Raw genomic sequence first — 15,424 nt, forward strand, 5'->3', positions numbered from 1 at the left:
GCCGAAGGGGCTTTCGACCTGTTCGATCCGCTCGACCTGTGCTCGGTCTGTTCAGCCTGGGGGGAACACCGCATGGACATCCGTCGACCGCGGCTGCCGCGCACTCGTGCCGGCCGGCGGCGGCTGGTGCAGGCCGCGATGGCCGGGTGCGTGCTCGCGCTGCTGCCGGCCACCTGGCTGTTCGTGTCCACGTCCGACCGGCTCGGTACGACCGCCGACGCGCCGCGCACCGAGGTCGCCGTCGTGTTCGGCGCCGGCCTGTGGGACGGCGAGCCCTCGCCCTATCTCGCGCACCGGCTGGACGCGGCGGCGAAGCTGTACCGGGAGGGGCGTATCGAGGTCGTGCTCGTGACCGGGGACAACAGCCGCGAGGACTACGACGAGCCCGACGCCATGCGCACCTACCTGACCGGCCACGGGGTGCCCGACGCGCGGATCGTCAGCGACTACGCCGGTTTCGACACCTGGGACTCCTGCGTCCGCGCCAAGAAGATCTTCGGCGTCGACCGGGCCGTGCTGATCAGCCAGGACTTCCACATCCGGCGGGCCGTGGCCCTGTGCGAGGCGGCGGGGGTGGACTCGTACGGGGTCGGGGTCACCGCCAAACATGACGTGACCTGGTACTACGGGGGCGCCCGGGAGGTTCTCGCGGCCGGCAAGGCGGCCCTGGACGCGGTGTTCGAGCCGGACCCCAGGTTCCTCGGACCGAGGGAAACGGGAGTGACGAAGGCCCTCGCCGGCGCGCGGTGAGACGGCGGGCGCCTCACCGCGGGACCGGTCCGGCGGGGAGGGCACCACCACACCGCCGTAACAGGAGACCGCACGGCGCGTAACACGGCCGAAGCACGCTGGGGCGTATGCCGACCACTTCGACGCCCACCCACTGCCCGTACTGCGCCCTGCAGTGCGGGATGGCCCTGTCGCCCCTGCCCACGGGGGGCGTCGAGGTGGTCGAGCGCCCCGACTTCCCGGTGAACCGGGGCGCGCTGTGCGGCAAGGGCCGTACGGCGCCCGCGGTGCTTTCCTCCCGGGTGCGGCTGACCTCCCCGTTGGTGCGGTCCGGCGGTTCGCTCGTGCCGGCCACCTGGGAGGAGGCGCTGGACCGGATCGCCGCCGAGTTCGGCAGGCTGCGCTCCGAGCACGGGGCCGACACGCTGGGTGTGTTCGGCGGGGGCGGGCTGACGAACGAGAAGGCGTACACGCTCGGCAAGTTCGCCCGGGTCGTGCTCGGGACTTCGCAGATCGACTACAACGGGCGGTTCTGCATGTCGTCCGCGGCGGCGGCCGGCATCAAGGCGTTCGGGCTCGACCGGGGCCTCCCGTTCCCGCTGGAGGACATCCCGAGGACGGGGTGCGTGATCCTCGTCGGATCCAACCTCGCGGAGACCATGCCACCCGCTCTGCGGTTCTTCAACGAGCTGCGGGAGAACGGCGGCACGCTGATCGTGATCGACCCGCGCCGCACGAAGACCGCCGAGCAGGCCGACCTGCATCTCGCGCCCCGGCCGGGGACGGATCTCGCGCTGGCGCTGGGTCTGCTGCACCTGATCGTCGCCGAGGGGCGGGTCGACGAGGAGTACGTGCGGGAGCGGACCACCGGCTGGGAGGACGCGCGGGCGGCCGCCATGGCGCACTGGCCGGAGTACGTGGAACGGATCACGGGGGTGTCCGTTCCCCAACTCCGGGAGACAGTACGGATGTTCTGCGAGCCCGAGGCCGCGATGGTGCTCACGGCGCGCGGGCCCGAGCAGCAGTCCAAGGGCACCGACACGGTCGGCGCGTGGATCAACCTCTGCCTGGCGACGGGGCGGGCCGGGCGGCCGCTCAGCGGTTACGGCTGTCTGACCGGCCAGGGCAACGGGCAGGGCGGGCGCGAGCACGGCCAGAAGGCCGACCAGCTGCCCGGCTACCGCAAGCTGGACGATCCGGCGGCCCGCCGGCACGTCGCCGAGGTGTGGGGCGTGGACCCCGACTCGCTGCCCGCGCCCGGGCGCAGCGCGTACGAGCTGCTGGACGCGCTGGGGTCCGACGTCCGGTCGCTGCTGCTGATGGGGTCGAACCCGGTGGTGTCGGCGCCGCGCGCCGCGCACATCGAGGAACGCATCAAGTCCCTCGAGTTCCTCGCCGTCTGCGATGTCGTCCTGTCGGAGACGGCGGCCCTCGCGGACGTCGTCCTGCCGGTCACCCAGTGGGCCGAGGAGACGGGGACGACGACCAGCCTGGAGGGACGGGTCCTGCTCCGACGCCAGGCGATCACCGCCCCGGAGGGCGTGCGGAGCGACCTGGAGGTCCTGCACGAGCTGGCGGCACGGCTCGGCGTCGAGAAGGGGTTCCCGACCGACCCCGAGGAGGTCTTCGAGGAACTCCGAAGGGCCAGCGCGGGCGGCGTCGCGGACTACTCCGGCATCACCTACGACCGGCTGGCGCGGGAGAGCGGCGCCGGGGTGTTCTGGCCCTGCCCGGCGGAGGCGGAGGCGGAGGGTGATGCGGAGGCCGGGCAGGACGGACACGGCCCCCGGCCGGCGTCCGGTACGCCTCGGCTCTTCCTCGACCGGTTCGCCACCGAGGACGGCCGGGCGCGCTTCGTGCCGGTCTCGCACCGGCCCAACGCCGAGGAGCCGGACGACGACTACCCCGTCCTGCTCACCACCGGACGCGTCGTGGCGCAGTACCAGTCCGGCGCCCAGACCCGCCGCGTGGACGAGCTGAACGCCGCCGCGCCCGGCCCGTTCGTGGAGCTGCACCCGCGGCTGGCGGCGCGGCTCGGAGCGGCCGAGGGCGACCGTCTGGCCGTGGTGTCGCGGCGCGGACGGGCGGTGGCGCCGGCCCGGATCACCAACGGGATCCGTCCGGACACCGTCTTCATGCCGTTCCACTGGCCGGGCGAGGGCCGCGCCAACACGCTGACCAACCCTGCCCTGGACCCGACCTCGCGCATGCCGGAGTTCAAGGTGTGCGCGGTGCGGGTCGAGATCGCCGAGTGACCGGGCGTCCACGGACCTGAGCGACACGGCTTCCGTTCACGCCACCGCCAGCCCGCCGTCGTCAGCCCGTCGTGGTCAGCCCGTCGCCGTCAACCGGGCGGTCGGCGTCGTCAGCCGGTCGTCGCTGTCAGCCGGCGGCCGTCCAGCCCGGGATCGCGGGCAGGACCTTCTGGGCGACGCTCAGCAGGGCCGTGTCGTCCGGACGCACGTTGTCCTGCCGCCAGATGGCGATCTCGTAGGAACCGCCGCCGTCCTTGGTGTCCGGGGCGACGACCAGAGCGCGGGCGATGCCGCCGGGGCCGGTGTCGGACTTGCCGCCGCCGAGGTCGAAGCTGAAGGCGATCGTCTGGCTCGAGTAGAGCACCGCGGGATGGCCCAGGACCGTCTTCGCCTCCGCCTCGTTCAGCAGATCCTCCATCCCCGCGATCGGCAGTTCGTCGTAGGACCGGGACAACTTCACGGTGTAGGTGTCCAGTTGGACGGTCCCCTCCGGGCTGGGGATCTCGGTGCCGCTCGCCATCCTGACCGAGCCGTCACTGCCGTAGGCCGTCAGCGCGTGCTCCTGCGGAGTGCCGAGCAGCGTCGGCAGGTCCGCGCGGTTCAGCGCCGTGCACAGCTCCGTCCCGGAGATGCGGTGGGCCGCGTTCGCCTTCTCGGCGGCCTTCTCGTCCTCGTCGTCGACGCGGCAGACCGCCGGTTCGTCGGCGGCCGCGGCGTCGTTCTTCTGGATCAGGTACAGCCCGCCCCCGAGCGCCCCGACCACCACCAGCGCCGCGATGGCCTGAGCCCATGCGTTCGGGCCCTTCTCGGGCGCCGCAACTATTTCCGCCATCTCCCCCGTTACCCCCATTACCCCCGGTACCCCCTGCTCGCGCCGGATGCGCGCGGAGGGAGCGTAACGGGTGATCCAGCCACGGGGAAGCGGGTTACTCACCAGTGGGTCAGGTCCAGCACCCGCGCGCAGTGCGGATCTCCGCCGTCCACCGCCATCTGCCCCACCTCGCCGCGGACCAACGAGGGGAGCGCCGCGACCAGCGCCGTGAGCGCCCCGGTCGTCCGGACGTCGGCGGCGGTCGTCCCCGGGAGCCCGTCGGCCCGGAAGTACAGCCTCACCAGGTCCCGTTCCAGGAAGAGGAAGCCGTGCAGGAGAGGATCCGCGGCGTGGTCGTCCTCGAAGCACGTGGCCCGGGCCAGGGTCCGCACCAACCGAAGCCCCCGATCGGCGGACGTCTCGTCGGCCCGCGGCACGACCGCCGGGTCCACGCGAACGAGCGGCATCCCCATCACCGTGCCGGCCCCGGCCGGCCGGCCGCCCTCCCCGCACAGGGTGCGCAACATCCCGATGAGGTCGTACGCGGTCACACAGTCCTCGCCGGCGACGAGCGGAAACTCGTAGAGCGTCGACCCACCCCTGGCTTCGGCGCTCGCGGGCCCGACGGCGACCCGGACCCCATCGACGCCACCGGGGACGGGCAGCACTCCGCGCAGGTACGACGCCCCGACGAGCGGCGCATGAAAATGCTGAAGCATGAGAGGGATCAGCTGCGCCTGGTCACGCACGGTCTCTTCGTCCACAAGGGCATTGTCGGTGCCGGGAGGATGAGGCGCGGCCCGCTGATCAGCCGTGTCGGCGCGTCGATCGAGAGGGTGACAGCGGTTGCGGCCCCGGCCCGGGCCGGCCCGACGGTCGTCGCCGAAGTGGCCGCCTCGGTCTCGGGGTTCCCGGGCGAGGCGGCCGTGGGGCGGATGAGAGGGCCGGTGTCAGTTCACGTTGACTGCGGTCCAGGCTGCCGCCACCGCGTTGTACTCCGTGGTGCCCGTGCCGTAGAGGTCGCGGGCCGCGTTCAGGGTGGCTGTTCTCGCCGCCGCGTAGTTCGTCGAGGAGGTCATGTAGACGGTCAGGGCGCGGTACCAGATCGCGCCGAGCTTGTCGCGGCCGATGCCGGTGAGCGTCGAGCCGTTGTACGTCGGGGAGTTGTAGGTGACGCCGTTGACGGTCTTCGTGCCGCTGCCCTCCGCGAGGAGGTAGGCGAAGTGGTTGGCGACCCCGGAGGAGTAGTGGACGTCGAGGTTGCCCACCGAGCTGCTCCAGTAGTCGGCGGAGCTGCCGTCCTTGCTCGGCTTGTCCATGTAGCGCAGGGCGTCCCGGCCGAAGCCGGAGCGGACGATCTTCTCGCCGATGAGGTAGTCGCCGGTGTCGGAGGAGTTCCCGGCGTAGAACTCGACCAGGCTGCCGAAGATGTCGGACGTCGCCTCGTTCAGGCCGCCGGACTCGCCCGAGTAGGTCAGTTTGGCCGTCTTGGAGGTCACGCCGTGGGACATCTCGTGGCCGGCCACGTCCAGGGCGACCAGCGGGCCCAGCTGGGTGCCGTCACCGTCTCCGTAGGTCATGCAGAAGCAACTGTCGTCCCAGAAGGCGTTGTTGTAGCTGTTGCCGTAGTGGACGCGGTTGTAGGAGCCCTTGCCGTCGTTGCCGATGCCGTTGCGGCCGTGGACGTTCTTGTAGTAGTCCCAGGTCACGTCGGTGCCGTACTGGGCGTCGACGGCGGCTGTGGAGCCGTCCGCCGTGGCGCCGCTGCCCCAGTGGTTGTCGGTGTCCGTGAAGAGGGTCGCGGGGGCGCGGCTGATGCAGATGCCGAAGATGCACAGGTCGGTCTTGTTGGCCGCGTCGCCGGTGTACGTGTTCCCGCGCGTCGGGTCCTTGAGCTGGTACGTCGATCCCGAGAGGGTCGTCTCCAGCGTGACCGTGCCGCCGTACAGGGACCTGCCGTCGCCCGTGGCGGTCTCGATGGTGTCCCAGGCGTCGATCTGGGCGCCGGTGCGCGCGTCGGTCAGCACCGCGCGGGCGACCGGGTTGCCGAGCGAGTCCAGGGCTACGACATCGGTCCGCCAGGCCAGCTTCGGGGCGCCGTGCAGCGCGTCGACGACCAGCTGCGGCTTGGCCTTCACCCGCTTCAGCGTCTCGCCGGGGTTGGCCGCGCGCAGGGCGTTCACGGCGACGTCGGCGGCCTTGGGGGCGGACACCTCCGGGGTGATGCTCGCCAGCGAGATCGCCGTCCTCGTCGCCCGGTTCGCGCTGCGGTAGGCGCCGTCGGGGGCCAGGTGGACGACGAAGTCGCCGCCGAGCACCGGGAGTCGGCGGTACGTGCGGTCGTAGCGGACGTGCTGGGCGCCGTCCTCGTCGACGACCACGTCACGGACGGAGGTGCCCTGTAGGGAGGTGAGGCCGAGGGCCGCCGCGTGGTCGGCGAGGACGGCCGCCGCGTTGTCGAGCACTGTCGCCCGGGTCGGCCGGTCGGCCGCGTCGGCGACCGGGGAGAGTACGGCGGCCAGGAGCGTGGCCGTGGTGGCGGCGATGCCTGCGGTGGCGAGACGGGAACCTCGGACGTGCTGCCGTATCCGACTCATCAGTGTCTTCGGTCTCCTCGGGAAGGCGCCGTGGGGGCGCGTGTGGGGGTGGCCTGTGGGTGGCCTGTGGAGGTGGCGCTGATGTCGTCCTGGCATTTAAGAGGCCCCGACATGTCATGTCCATAGCGCATACGCGATGGACCGGTGAGGGGGCGGTGAGGGGAGAGAATCGTTTCCGTGAGCGCCCCGGAACTCCCCTTCTTCGTCTACGGCACCCTCCGCCCCGGCGAGGTCAACCACGGCCTCCTCCTGCGCGGTCGCACCCTCCGTGAGGAACCGGCCCGGCTGACGGGGACGGTGCTCTACCAGGGACCCGGCTACCCCTACGCCGTGGAGGAGCCGGGCGGGACGGTGACCGGCGAGCTCGTCACGCCCCACCCCCGGGCGTACGCGCGGCTGCTCACCGAACTCGACCGGCTGGAGGAGTACGTGCCGGGCGACCCGCGCAACCTGTACGAACGCGTCGAGCGCGAGGTGGAGGTCCGAGGGGCCGCCCCCGCTCCCGTGCGCGCCTGGGTCTACGTCGCCGCACCCGGCGTCGCGGCCCGGCTGCGGAGCCGCGGCGAGGTGATCCGGAGCGGCGACTGGCTCGTACGGGGGTGACCCCGGCTCGCCGCGGCCCTACGGCTCTTCCGCAGGCGCCGTCCCGGCAGGGGCGGTCACCCGTTCACCCGCCCTGCGGGCGGTTTTCCGTACGGCGCCGTCCACACGGCGGTGACCTGGTGAAACGCAGGCAGCCGCCACCCTTCCGCCCACGGATCTGACACCCATTCATCCCATTCCTGACGCTCCCTCAGGAAGCGCGCTCGCCCCGCTGCGACTTACCTCGAAAGGGCAGGGAGACCCGAAGAGCTCGAAGGAGCATCGATGCGACGCACCGCCCGTCGTACCGCACATCTGTTGACCGGTACCGCGCTCGCCGTCATCGCCACGGCCGGGTTCGCCGCACCCGCCCACGGCGCCGGTACCGGTACCGCCGCCCGGGCCGGGAGTCTGGAGGTGTATCCCTCCACCACGGTGCCGGGCGGGCAGGTCTCGGCGAACACCGCGGCGTGCGGGGACGGCGGAGCGGCGACGGGCGACGCCGGAGCGGTGGGCGCCGGACGCTTCCCGCTGGCGCCCAGCGCGCACGAGGGCGAGGCGATCGGACAGTTCCGGGTGCCGCCGAGCGCGCAGCCCGGGACGTACGAGATCGTCGCGGAGTGCGCCTCGGACGGGCGGCGCGTCACCGGGGACCTGGTGGTCGTGCTGGCCTCCGACCGGCAGTCGCTGTATCCGCGAGGAAGTGTGAAGACGGGGGTCGGCGGCGCACTGGGCCCCGACCCCGTACAGACCGCGGCCGGAGTGGCGGCTCTCGCCGTCGCCGCCGCGGGCGGTACCTGGCTCCTGCATCGCCGGGCGAGAGGCGACGGGATCTGACGGACACCCTCCGCTGTCCGTCCGCCGGTACCGCATGTCCCCTCCCCCTCCGGGCCCGACGCCCCTCGCGGCCCGGAGGGGGAACGGGGTCCCCCCTGGCCCCGAAATTCACGGAAAGCGTTCCCACGAAAGGTCGAAGAGCGAGTCGACGAGCCGACGATTCGACGAGCTGAAGCGTCGACAGCCGAAGAGCCGAAGAGTCACGGAGAAGGGGCCTGGGATGCGCAGGGTCGGCAACACCGTCATAGCGGCCGTCACCGTGATCGCTCTCGGCAGCGGCGCCTGGCTGCTGCACAGCGGCGCCGAGACGCACGCCCCGCCGCAGCCGTCCGCGGCCCAGGGCCACTCGGCCGGCCCGGACGTGTGGGCCCGTTCCGCCCCGGCGCTGCCCGCCTCCCCGCCCGACCGTGTCCGCATCCCCGCGATCCGGGTGGACGCCCCGCTGACGGGTCTCGCCCTCACCCCGTCGGGCAGCCTCGACGTGCCGCCCGCGGAGAAGAAGAACCTGGCCGGCTGGTACGAGGCCGGCACCACTCCCGGCGAGACGGGCACCGCGATCGTCGCCGGCCATGTCGACAACGCCGACGGCCCCGCCGTCTTCTACGATCTGGGCGCCCTGCGTAAGGGCAGTGCCGTCGAGGTGGACCGGCGTGACGGAAGCGTCGCCGTGTTCACCGTGGACGCCGTCGAGGTCTACCAGGCGCGCGACTTCCCCGACGAGAAGGTGTACGGGGCGGCGAGCAGGCCGGAGCTGCGGGTGATCACCTGCGGCGGGGGCTATACGAAGTCGACCGGCTATCAGGGCAACGTCGTCGTCTTCGCGCACCTCACGTCCTCGCGCCCCTGACCGGCCGGCACCGCCGCCCTCCCCTGCGCGCCGGGGTCCCGGCATCCGATCGCGGGGTTCGACGACCGCCGACGCCGGGTCGCTCCACGTTCCGACGCAACCCTCACACCCGCGCTCCCGGCCCGCTGAGGGCAGCGTTCCTCGCGGGAAACAACGGTGATGCGGTCGGGTAACGTCGACCACGCACGCTCCTGGACATGACCTCGAATTCGCGTGTGGTGGTGATCGGCGCCGGCCTCGCGGGCGTACGACTCGCCCGCCGGCTCGGCGAGCTGGGCACGCCCGCGCTGCTGATCGGCGAGGAGGAGCACCGGCCCTACAACCGGGTCCTGCTCGCCGAGGTGCTGGCCGGCCGGTACGCCCCCGAGGTGATCGCGTTGCCCTCGCCCGCCGGACTGGTCCGGGGCCGGGTCACCGGCATCGACCGCGACCGGCGGACCGTGGCCTGCGCGGACGGCTCGGAGATCGCATACGACACCCTGGTCCTGGCCACCGGCTCCAACCCGGTGCTGCCGCCCCTGCGCGGTCTTTTCACCCCGGACCACGTCCTGCCGGAGGGCGTCCACGCCTTCCGCACCATGGACGACTGCCTCGGCCTGTCGAAGGCGGTACGGCCGGGCGTGCGGGCGGTCGTCATCGGCGGCGGACTCCTCGGGGTATCCGCTGCCCGGGCGCTCGCGGTACGCGGCGCCCAGGTCGTCCTCGCACAGCAGGCCGAGCGGCTCATGGAGCGCCAGCTCGACCCGAACGCGTCCAAGCTGGTGCTCCGGCACCTCAAGGACCTGGGCGTCGAGGTCCACACCGAGTGCCGGGTCCGCGACGTGCGCTGCGTCGGCGGCGCCGTCCGCTCGGTCGAGATGGCCGACGGATACGCCCTCGACGCCGAACTGGTGGTGCTGGCCTGCGGGGTCTCCCCGCGTGCCGGACTCGCCAAGGCGGCCGGGGTCGCCGTGCACAAGGGAATCCTGGTCGACGACGAACTCCGCACGTCCGACCCGCACATCCGGGCGATCGGCGACTGCGCACAGCACGACGGGAACGTGTACGGGCTGGCCGCACCCGCGCTGGAACAGGCGGACGTGCTGGCCGAGTCGCTCGCCGGAGACACGGGTTCCCGGTACGGCGGCACCCGCGCCCTCACCCGGCTCACCCTCGCCGGGCACGGCGCCTTCGACCTCGCCGCCTTCGGCGAGACGGAGCCGCGCCCCGGCGACGACGTCGTACAGCTCACCGACGCCACCCGGGGCACCTACCGCAAGGTCGTCGTCCGCGACGACCGCCTGGTCGGCGGGGTCCTCGTCGGCGAACTCGGCACCGTCGGCGCGCTGGCGCGCGCCTGGGAGGGAGCAGAGCCGCTGCCCTCCGACGGCGGCCCCCTGCTCCACCTGCTCACCAACGACGGAGGCTCCTGATGACCGCCACCCCCGGGGGCACCCCCACGATCGTGCTCGTCGGCCACGGCATGGTCGGCCAGCGCTTCCTCGAGGCGCTCGCCGAGCGCGGCCTGACCGCCACGCACCGCGTGGTCGTGCTGTGCGAGGAGCCGCGGCCCGCTTACGACCGCGTGCAGCTCACCTCGTACTTCTCGGGCAAGACGCCCGAGGACCTGTCGATGACCGACATGCGGTTCATCGCCGACCACGGCATCGAGCTGTACGTCGGCGACCCCGCGGAGACGATCGACCGCGAGGCCCGCAAGGTGACGGCCCGCTCGGGACTGGCGGTCGACTACGACGTCCTCGTCCTGGCCACCGGCTCCTACCCCTTCGTACCCCCCGTCCCGAACAAGGACGCCGAGGGCTGCTTCGTCTACCGCACCATCGAGGACCTCCTCGCGATCGAGGAGTACGCCAGGACGAGGACGACGGGCGCGGTGGTCGGCGGCGGTCTGCTCGGACTCGAGGCGGCCGGTGCGCTGAAGGGCCTCGGGCTCACCTCCCACATCGTGGAGTTCGCACCGCGCCTGATGCCGGTCCAGGTCGACGAGGGCGGTGGCGCCGCGCTGCTGCGCACCATCGAGGACATGGGACTGTCCGTCCACACGGGCGTGGGCACCCAGGAGATCGTCGTCGACGAGTCCGGCGCCGTCACCGGTATGAAGCTCTCCGACGGCTCCGAACTCGCCACCGACCTGGTGGTGTTCAGCGCCGGTGTCCGCCCCCGTGACCAGCTGGCCCGCGAGTGCGGCCTGACGGTCGGCGAGCGCGGCGGCATCGCCGTCGACGAACAGTGCCGCACGGTGAACGACCCGCACGTGTTCGCGATCGGCGAGTGCGCGCTGGCCGCCGACGGCCGGGTCTACGGCCTGGTCGCGCCCGGTTACGAGCAGGCCATCACGGTCGCCGCGACCATCGCCGACGACGAGTCCGAGCAGCTGTCCTTCACCGGCGCCGACCTCTCCACCAAACTGAAGCTGCTCGGCGTGGACGTGGCGTCCTTCGGCGACGCCCACGGCACGGCCGATGACTGCCTCGACGTCGTGTACTCCGACTCCCGCTCGGGCCTGTACAAGAAGCTGGTCATCGGCCGCGACGGCACGCTGCTCGGCGGCATCCTGGTCGGCGACGCGGAGGCCTACGGCACGCTGCGCGCGTTCACGGGGTCCGTGCCGCCCGTCTCCCCCGAGTCGCTGGTCCTGCCGGCCGGTGCCGGGGAGGCCGTCCAGCTCGGCCCGTCCGCGCTTCCGGACGAGGCGATCGTCTGCTCCTGCCACAACGTGTCGAAGGGCACGATCCGCGGCGCGGTGACGGAGCACTCCTGCACGACCGTGCCCGAGGTGAAGAAGTGCACCAAGGCCGGTACGGGCTGCGGCAGTTGCGTCAAGGTGCTCGGCCAGCTGGTCACCGCCGAGCTGGAGGCGAGCGGCGTCGAGGTCGACAAGGGTCTGTGCGGCTGCTTCTCACAGACCCGCGAGGAGCTGTACGAGATCGTCCTCGCGCTGCGCATCAACACCTACCAGGACCTCCTCGACCGTTACGGCCGGGACGGCGCCCGGGGCGGTGACGGCTGCGAGGTCTGCAAGCCGACCGTCGGCTCGATCATCGCCTCCCTCGCGCCGACGATCGGTGCGAGCGGTTATGTCCTGGACGGCGAGCAGGCGGCCCTCCAGGACAGCAACGACCACTTCCTCGCCAACCTCCAGAAGAACGGCTCCTACTCGGTCGTCCCGCGCATCCCCGGCGGTGAGATCACCCCCGAGGGGCTGATCGTGATCGGTGAGATCGCCCGTGACTTCGGCCTCTACACGAAGATCACCGGCGGTCAGCGGATCGACATGTTCGGCGCCCGCGTCGAACAGCTCCCGCTGATCTGGACCCGGTTGGTGGACGCCGGCTTCGAGTCCGGCCACGCCTACGGCAAGTCGCTGCGCACGGTGAAGTCCTGTGTCGGCCAGACCTGGTGCCGCTACGGCGTCCAGGACTCCGTCCGCATGGCGATCGACCTGGAGCTGCGCTACCGGGGGCTGCGCTCCCCGCACAAGCTCAAGTCGGCGGTGTCGGGCTGTGCCCGCGAGTGCGCCGAGGCCCAGTCGAAGGACTTCGGCATCATCGCCACCTCCAACGGCTGGAACCTCTACGTCGGCGGCAACGGCGGCGCCACCCCGCGCCACGCCGACCTGCTCGCCCAGGACCTCGACGACGCCGGACTGGTGCGTCTCATCGACCGGTTCCTGATGTTCTACATCCGCACCGCCGACCGCCTGGAGCGCACCTCGACCTGGCTGGACCGGATCCCCGGCGGCCTGGACCACGTACGGGACGTGGTGGTGGAGGACTCGCTCGGCATCTGCGAGGAATTGGAGTCCCTGATGACCGACCACGTCGCGCACTACGCCGACGAGTGGGCGACGACCATCAACGACCCCGAGAAGCTCGCCCGGTTCGTGTCCTTCGTCAACGCGCCCGACACCCCCGACCCGGTCGTCGGCTTCGTCCCGGAGCGCGACCAGATCAAGCCCGACCTGCCCTTGCTGTCCATCGGCCACCGTCCCCTGGAAGGGAGCGCCCAGCGATGACCCTGGCACTCGAGACAACCGACCTCAAGGTGCAACTGCGACTGGAGGACCAGTGGTTCACGGTCTGCGACCTCAGCCGGCTGATCCCCGGCCGCGGAGTCGCCGCCCTGCTGCCGGACGGCCGCCAGGTCGCCGTGTTCCGCGACCGGGCGGGTGAGCTGTACGCCGTCGACAACCGTGACCCGTTCGGCGGCGCGGCCGTCCTCTCGCGCGGTCTGACCGGCACCCACGAGGGCCGCACGTTCGTCGCCTCCCCGCTGCTCAAGCAGCGTTTCGACCTGCTGAGCGGCAAGTGCCTGGACGACGACACGGTACGCATCACCGCCTATGAGGTGCGCATGGCCTGACGGCCGGCCGCCACGGCCACCCCCGCCTGCCGCCGACCCGGTGATCAGCCCTTGAGGGCCTCGTAGAACACCCCGGTCAGCTGCTCGGAGGCGGTCCACAGCCGCTCCCCCGCCCGGTCGTCGACGGTCCAGGGCGCTCGCCGCGACGGCGCGGGCGCCCCGCGCCACATCGCGAGGGACGGCCCGGTGAACGAGTCCGGGCGGACCCCGGGCGCGGTCGCCGCGTACAGGACGGGCAGCGCGCCGGCCTCCGCGGGCTGGCCGAAGACCCGGTTGCCGAGCGCCATCAGCCGCTCCGCGACCGGGCGGCCCTCCGCGCGCGGTCCCGCCGTCTGGAGGTTGGTCGCCGCGTACCCCGGATGCGCGGCCGCCGCGACGACCTCGGCCCCGGTCGCGGCGAGTCTGCGCGCCAGCTCGTGCGTGAAGAGCAGGTTGGCGGTCTTCGTGCGCCCATAGGCAACCCAACGCCCGTACTTACGCTCGGAGTTGAGGTCGTCCGGCTCGATGTTGCCGAGCAGGTGCGCCATGCTCGAGACGGTCACGACGCGCGCCTCGGGCGAGCGGCCCCGGGTGGCGAGCAGCGCGGGCAGCAGCAGCCCGGTGAGCGCGAAGTGCCCGAGGTGATTCACTCCGAACTGCGTCTCGAATCCGTCGGCGGTGGTGCCGTACGGCATCGCCATCACGCCCGCGTTGTTGACGAGCAGGTCGAGCCGGTCGTACGGCAGCGCGTCCGCGAACGCCCGTACGGAGCCGAGGTCCCCGAGGTCGAGCAGCCGCAACTCCACGTCCGCTTGCGGCACGTCCGCGCGCAGCCGCCGGACGGCTTCCCGTCCCCGCGTCTCACTCCGGCAGGCGAGCACCACACGTGCCCCCTTGCGGGCGAGCTCGCGCGCGGTGACGAGCCCGAGCCCGCTGTTGGCTCCGGTGACGACGGCGGTGCGACCGCTCTGGTCAGGGATGTCGTGCGCGCTCCAGCCGGACATGGCCGTACTCCCTCCGCAGTGTGCCCGGGCAGCCTACGGCGCTCCCGGTCACCCATCCCGCACCTCCCGCTACGACATGTCCGCGACATCGCCAAGCGAGAGCTGGGGCCACACGGAGAGGCGCCCTGCCGGGCACTTCGGGATTGGCAGGAACCCGACAGTCGAACGGAGGAACGCGGCCGGGCGGCGGTTCGTTACTCGGCGACGAAGTCGAAGCGGAGTTAGCCCACACCCGGTGTGGTGTCAGCTCGCCATGCCGAGCGGATCACCGCGCTCCGCGGTGCGCCGTCCCGCGTGGCGCGCGCCGTGTCGTGCGGTGACCGTCCTGCGTGGCGCGCGCCGTGTCGTGCGGTGCGCCGTGTGACACCGTTCCACCGAGTTACGCCGATCGCCGCCCGACCCCACTCACGGAGGCACGTAACCATGACCCCCGCTCCCCGGCCCACCTCCACCCCGTCCCGCCGCACCGTACTCGGCGGCGCGGCCCTGACCGCCCTCACCCTGACGGCCACAGCGACCCCCGCCGCCACGGCGGCCCCCGGGACGCCTGCGACCCGGCCGGGTTGGCCGACCGAGTACCCCCTCCCCGACGGCTGGCTCCCCGAGGGCATCACCATCGGCAGCAGGCCGTACGCCTACCAGGGCTCCCGCGCCAACGGCGGCATCCTCCGCACCGACCTGCGCACCGGCGAGGGCACGGTCCTCTACGCGGGAGGCGCCGGCCAGGTGTCGGTCGGCCTGAAGATCGACCACGACGGCCTGCTGTACGTGGCGGGCGGCACGGGAGTGGCCCGCGTGGTCGACTCCCGCACCGGCGAGCTGGTCGCGACCCACCGACTCACGTCTGCCACAGGCCACTTCATCAACGACGTGACCCTGCTCGGCGAGCGGGCCTGGTTCACCGACTCACGGGACGCCGTACTGTACGGCGTTCCGCGCGGCCGGGCCGACGGCGAGGTCCGCGCCCTTCCGCTCACCGGCGACTGGGTCCAGCTCCCCGACGTGAACAACGCCAACGGGATCGTCGGCACACCGGACGGCCGGGGCCTGATCGTCGTCAAGAGCACACCGGGCGAGCTGTACCACGTGAACGTCAGGACCGGCCACACCACGAGGATCACGCTGGTCGGCGCGTCCGACGTGGTGAACGGCGACGGCCTCTACCGCATCGGCCGCACGCTGTACGTGGTCCAGAACCGCCTGAACCTGATCAGCGTCTGGTCCCTGGACCGCACGGCGACCACCGCCACGCTCACCCGCACGATCACCGACCCCCGCTTCGACGTCCCCACCACGGCCGCCCGCTACGGCGACCGCCTCTACCTGGTCAACGCCCGCTTCACCAGCCCGCAGCTCCCGGAGACGACGTTCACAGCGGTAGCGGTGTCGATCTGACGGCCCGTCCGGCCCACCGGCGGAGG

The 15,424-nt window shown here is 72.3% G+C and carries 13 protein-coding genes; 9 read left to right on the forward strand and 4 right to left on the reverse strand.

Annotated features, from left to right (window positions below; all coding sequences use genetic code 11):
• Positions 1 to 72: 72 nt before the first annotated feature.
• A complete protein-coding gene (locus QF030_RS15070) occupies positions 73 to 750 on the forward strand; it encodes a SanA/YdcF family protein (protein WP_307163187.1) in 678 nt (225 codons plus the stop codon).
• Between the two features lie 107 nt (positions 751 to 857).
• Complete coding sequence (locus QF030_RS15075) at positions 858 to 2,984, forward strand: molybdopterin oxidoreductase family protein (protein WP_307163188.1); 2,127 nt, start codon at positions 858 to 860, stop codon at positions 2,982 to 2,984.
• Positions 2,985 to 3,111: 127 nt separating this feature from the next.
• Here QF030_RS15075 and QF030_RS15080 read toward each other — a convergent pair whose 3' ends face one another.
• The 3 genes from QF030_RS15080 to QF030_RS15090 all read right to left on the reverse strand — a co-directional run bounded on the left by QF030_RS15080 (position 3,112) and on the right by QF030_RS15090 (position 6,392).
• Complete coding sequence (locus QF030_RS15080) at positions 3,112 to 3,816, reverse strand: DUF6215 domain-containing protein (RefSeq protein WP_307163189.1); 705 nt, start codon at positions 3,814 to 3,816, stop codon at positions 3,112 to 3,114.
• A 98-nt stretch (positions 3,817 to 3,914) separates the two neighbouring features.
• Complete coding sequence (locus QF030_RS15085) at positions 3,915 to 4,559, reverse strand: hypothetical protein (RefSeq protein WP_307163190.1); 645 nt, start codon at positions 4,557 to 4,559, stop codon at positions 3,915 to 3,917.
• A 186-nt stretch (positions 4,560 to 4,745) separates the two neighbouring features.
• Complete coding sequence (locus QF030_RS15090; protein WP_307163191.1) at positions 4,746 to 6,392, reverse strand: M4 family metallopeptidase; 1,647 nt, start codon at positions 6,390 to 6,392, stop codon at positions 4,746 to 4,748.
• A gap of 177 nt (positions 6,393 to 6,569) precedes the next feature.
• On the opposite strand from QF030_RS15090, the gene QF030_RS15095 reads away from it, so the two are divergent.
• From QF030_RS15095 to nirD, 6 genes are all read left to right on the forward strand, one after another.
• Entirely contained in the window at positions 6,570 to 6,995 is a 426-nt protein-coding gene (locus tag QF030_RS15095) for a gamma-glutamylcyclotransferase family protein (protein ID WP_307163192.1), read from the forward strand.
• A 264-nt stretch (positions 6,996 to 7,259) separates the two neighbouring features.
• The gene (locus tag QF030_RS15100; protein ID WP_307163193.1) at positions 7,260 to 7,811 is read left to right on the forward strand and encodes a hypothetical protein; all 552 of its coding nucleotides are present in this window, start codon (positions 7,260 to 7,262) and stop codon (positions 7,809 to 7,811) included.
• Between the two features lie 220 nt (positions 7,812 to 8,031).
• Positions 8,032 to 8,658, forward strand: a complete 627-nt coding sequence (locus tag QF030_RS15105; protein ID WP_307163194.1) for a class F sortase — start codon at positions 8,032 to 8,034, stop codon at positions 8,656 to 8,658.
• A gap of 197 nt (positions 8,659 to 8,855) precedes the next feature.
• Complete coding sequence (locus tag QF030_RS15110; RefSeq protein WP_307163195.1) at positions 8,856 to 10,070, forward strand: NAD(P)/FAD-dependent oxidoreductase; 1,215 nt, start codon at positions 8,856 to 8,858, stop codon at positions 10,068 to 10,070.
• A complete protein-coding gene (gene nirB, locus QF030_RS15115) occupies positions 10,070 to 12,673 on the forward strand; it encodes a nitrite reductase large subunit NirB (protein WP_307163196.1) in 2,604 nt (867 codons plus the stop codon). The genes QF030_RS15110 and nirB overlap by 1 nt, the downstream gene beginning before the upstream one ends.
• Complete coding sequence (gene nirD, locus QF030_RS15120) at positions 12,670 to 13,020, forward strand: nitrite reductase small subunit NirD (protein WP_307163197.1); 351 nt, start codon at positions 12,670 to 12,672, stop codon at positions 13,018 to 13,020. The genes nirB and nirD overlap by 4 nt, the downstream gene beginning before the upstream one ends.
• A gap of 44 nt (positions 13,021 to 13,064) precedes the next feature.
• On the opposite strand, the gene QF030_RS15125 is transcribed toward nirD, so the two are convergent.
• Positions 13,065 to 14,003: an oxidoreductase gene (locus QF030_RS15125; RefSeq protein ID WP_307163198.1), complete on the reverse strand. Its 939-nt coding sequence runs from the start codon at positions 14,001 to 14,003 to the stop codon at positions 13,065 to 13,067.
• Between the two features lie 423 nt (positions 14,004 to 14,426).
• Here QF030_RS15125 and QF030_RS15130 point away from each other — a divergent pair, with 423 nt between their 5' ends.
• Complete coding sequence (locus QF030_RS15130; protein WP_307163199.1) at positions 14,427 to 15,398, forward strand: SMP-30/gluconolactonase/LRE family protein; 972 nt, start codon at positions 14,427 to 14,429, stop codon at positions 15,396 to 15,398.
• Positions 15,399 to 15,424: the final 26 nt, after the last annotated feature.

Origin of the sequence: Streptomyces rishiriensis, assembly GCF_030815485.1 — a bacterium.
In the GTDB taxonomy this organism is placed as follows: Bacteria; Actinomycetota; Actinomycetes; order Streptomycetales; family Streptomycetaceae; genus Streptomyces; species Streptomyces rishiriensis_A.

Coding starts and splice junctions, on each gene's coding strand:
- QF030_RS15070 (WP_307163187.1), top strand. CDS start 73: ATGGACATCCGTCGACCGCGGCTGCCGCGCACTCGTGCCGGCCGGCGG.
- QF030_RS15075 (WP_307163188.1), top strand. CDS start 858: ATGCCGACCACTTCGACGCCCACCCACTGCCCGTACTGCGCCCTGCAG.
- QF030_RS15080 (WP_307163189.1), bottom strand. CDS start 3,816: ATGGCGGAAATAGTTGCGGCGCCCGAGAAGGGCCCGAACGCATGGGCT.
- QF030_RS15090 (WP_307163191.1), bottom strand. CDS start 6,392: ATGAGTCGGATACGGCAGCACGTCCGAGGTTCCCGTCTCGCCACCGCA.
- QF030_RS15100 (WP_307163193.1), top strand. CDS start 7,260: ATGCGACGCACCGCCCGTCGTACCGCACATCTGTTGACCGGTACCGCG.
- QF030_RS15105 (WP_307163194.1), top strand. CDS start 8,032: ATGCGCAGGGTCGGCAACACCGTCATAGCGGCCGTCACCGTGATCGCT.
- QF030_RS15110 (WP_307163195.1), top strand. CDS start 8,856: ATGACCTCGAATTCGCGTGTGGTGGTGATCGGCGCCGGCCTCGCGGGC.
- nirB (WP_307163196.1), top strand. CDS start 10,070: ATGACCGCCACCCCCGGGGGCACCCCCACGATCGTGCTCGTCGGCCAC.
- nirD (WP_307163197.1), top strand. CDS start 12,670: ATGACCCTGGCACTCGAGACAACCGACCTCAAGGTGCAACTGCGACTG.
- QF030_RS15125 (WP_307163198.1), bottom strand. CDS start 14,003: ATGTCCGGCTGGAGCGCGCACGACATCCCTGACCAGAGCGGTCGCACC.
- QF030_RS15130 (WP_307163199.1), top strand. CDS start 14,427: ATGACCCCCGCTCCCCGGCCCACCTCCACCCCGTCCCGCCGCACCGTA.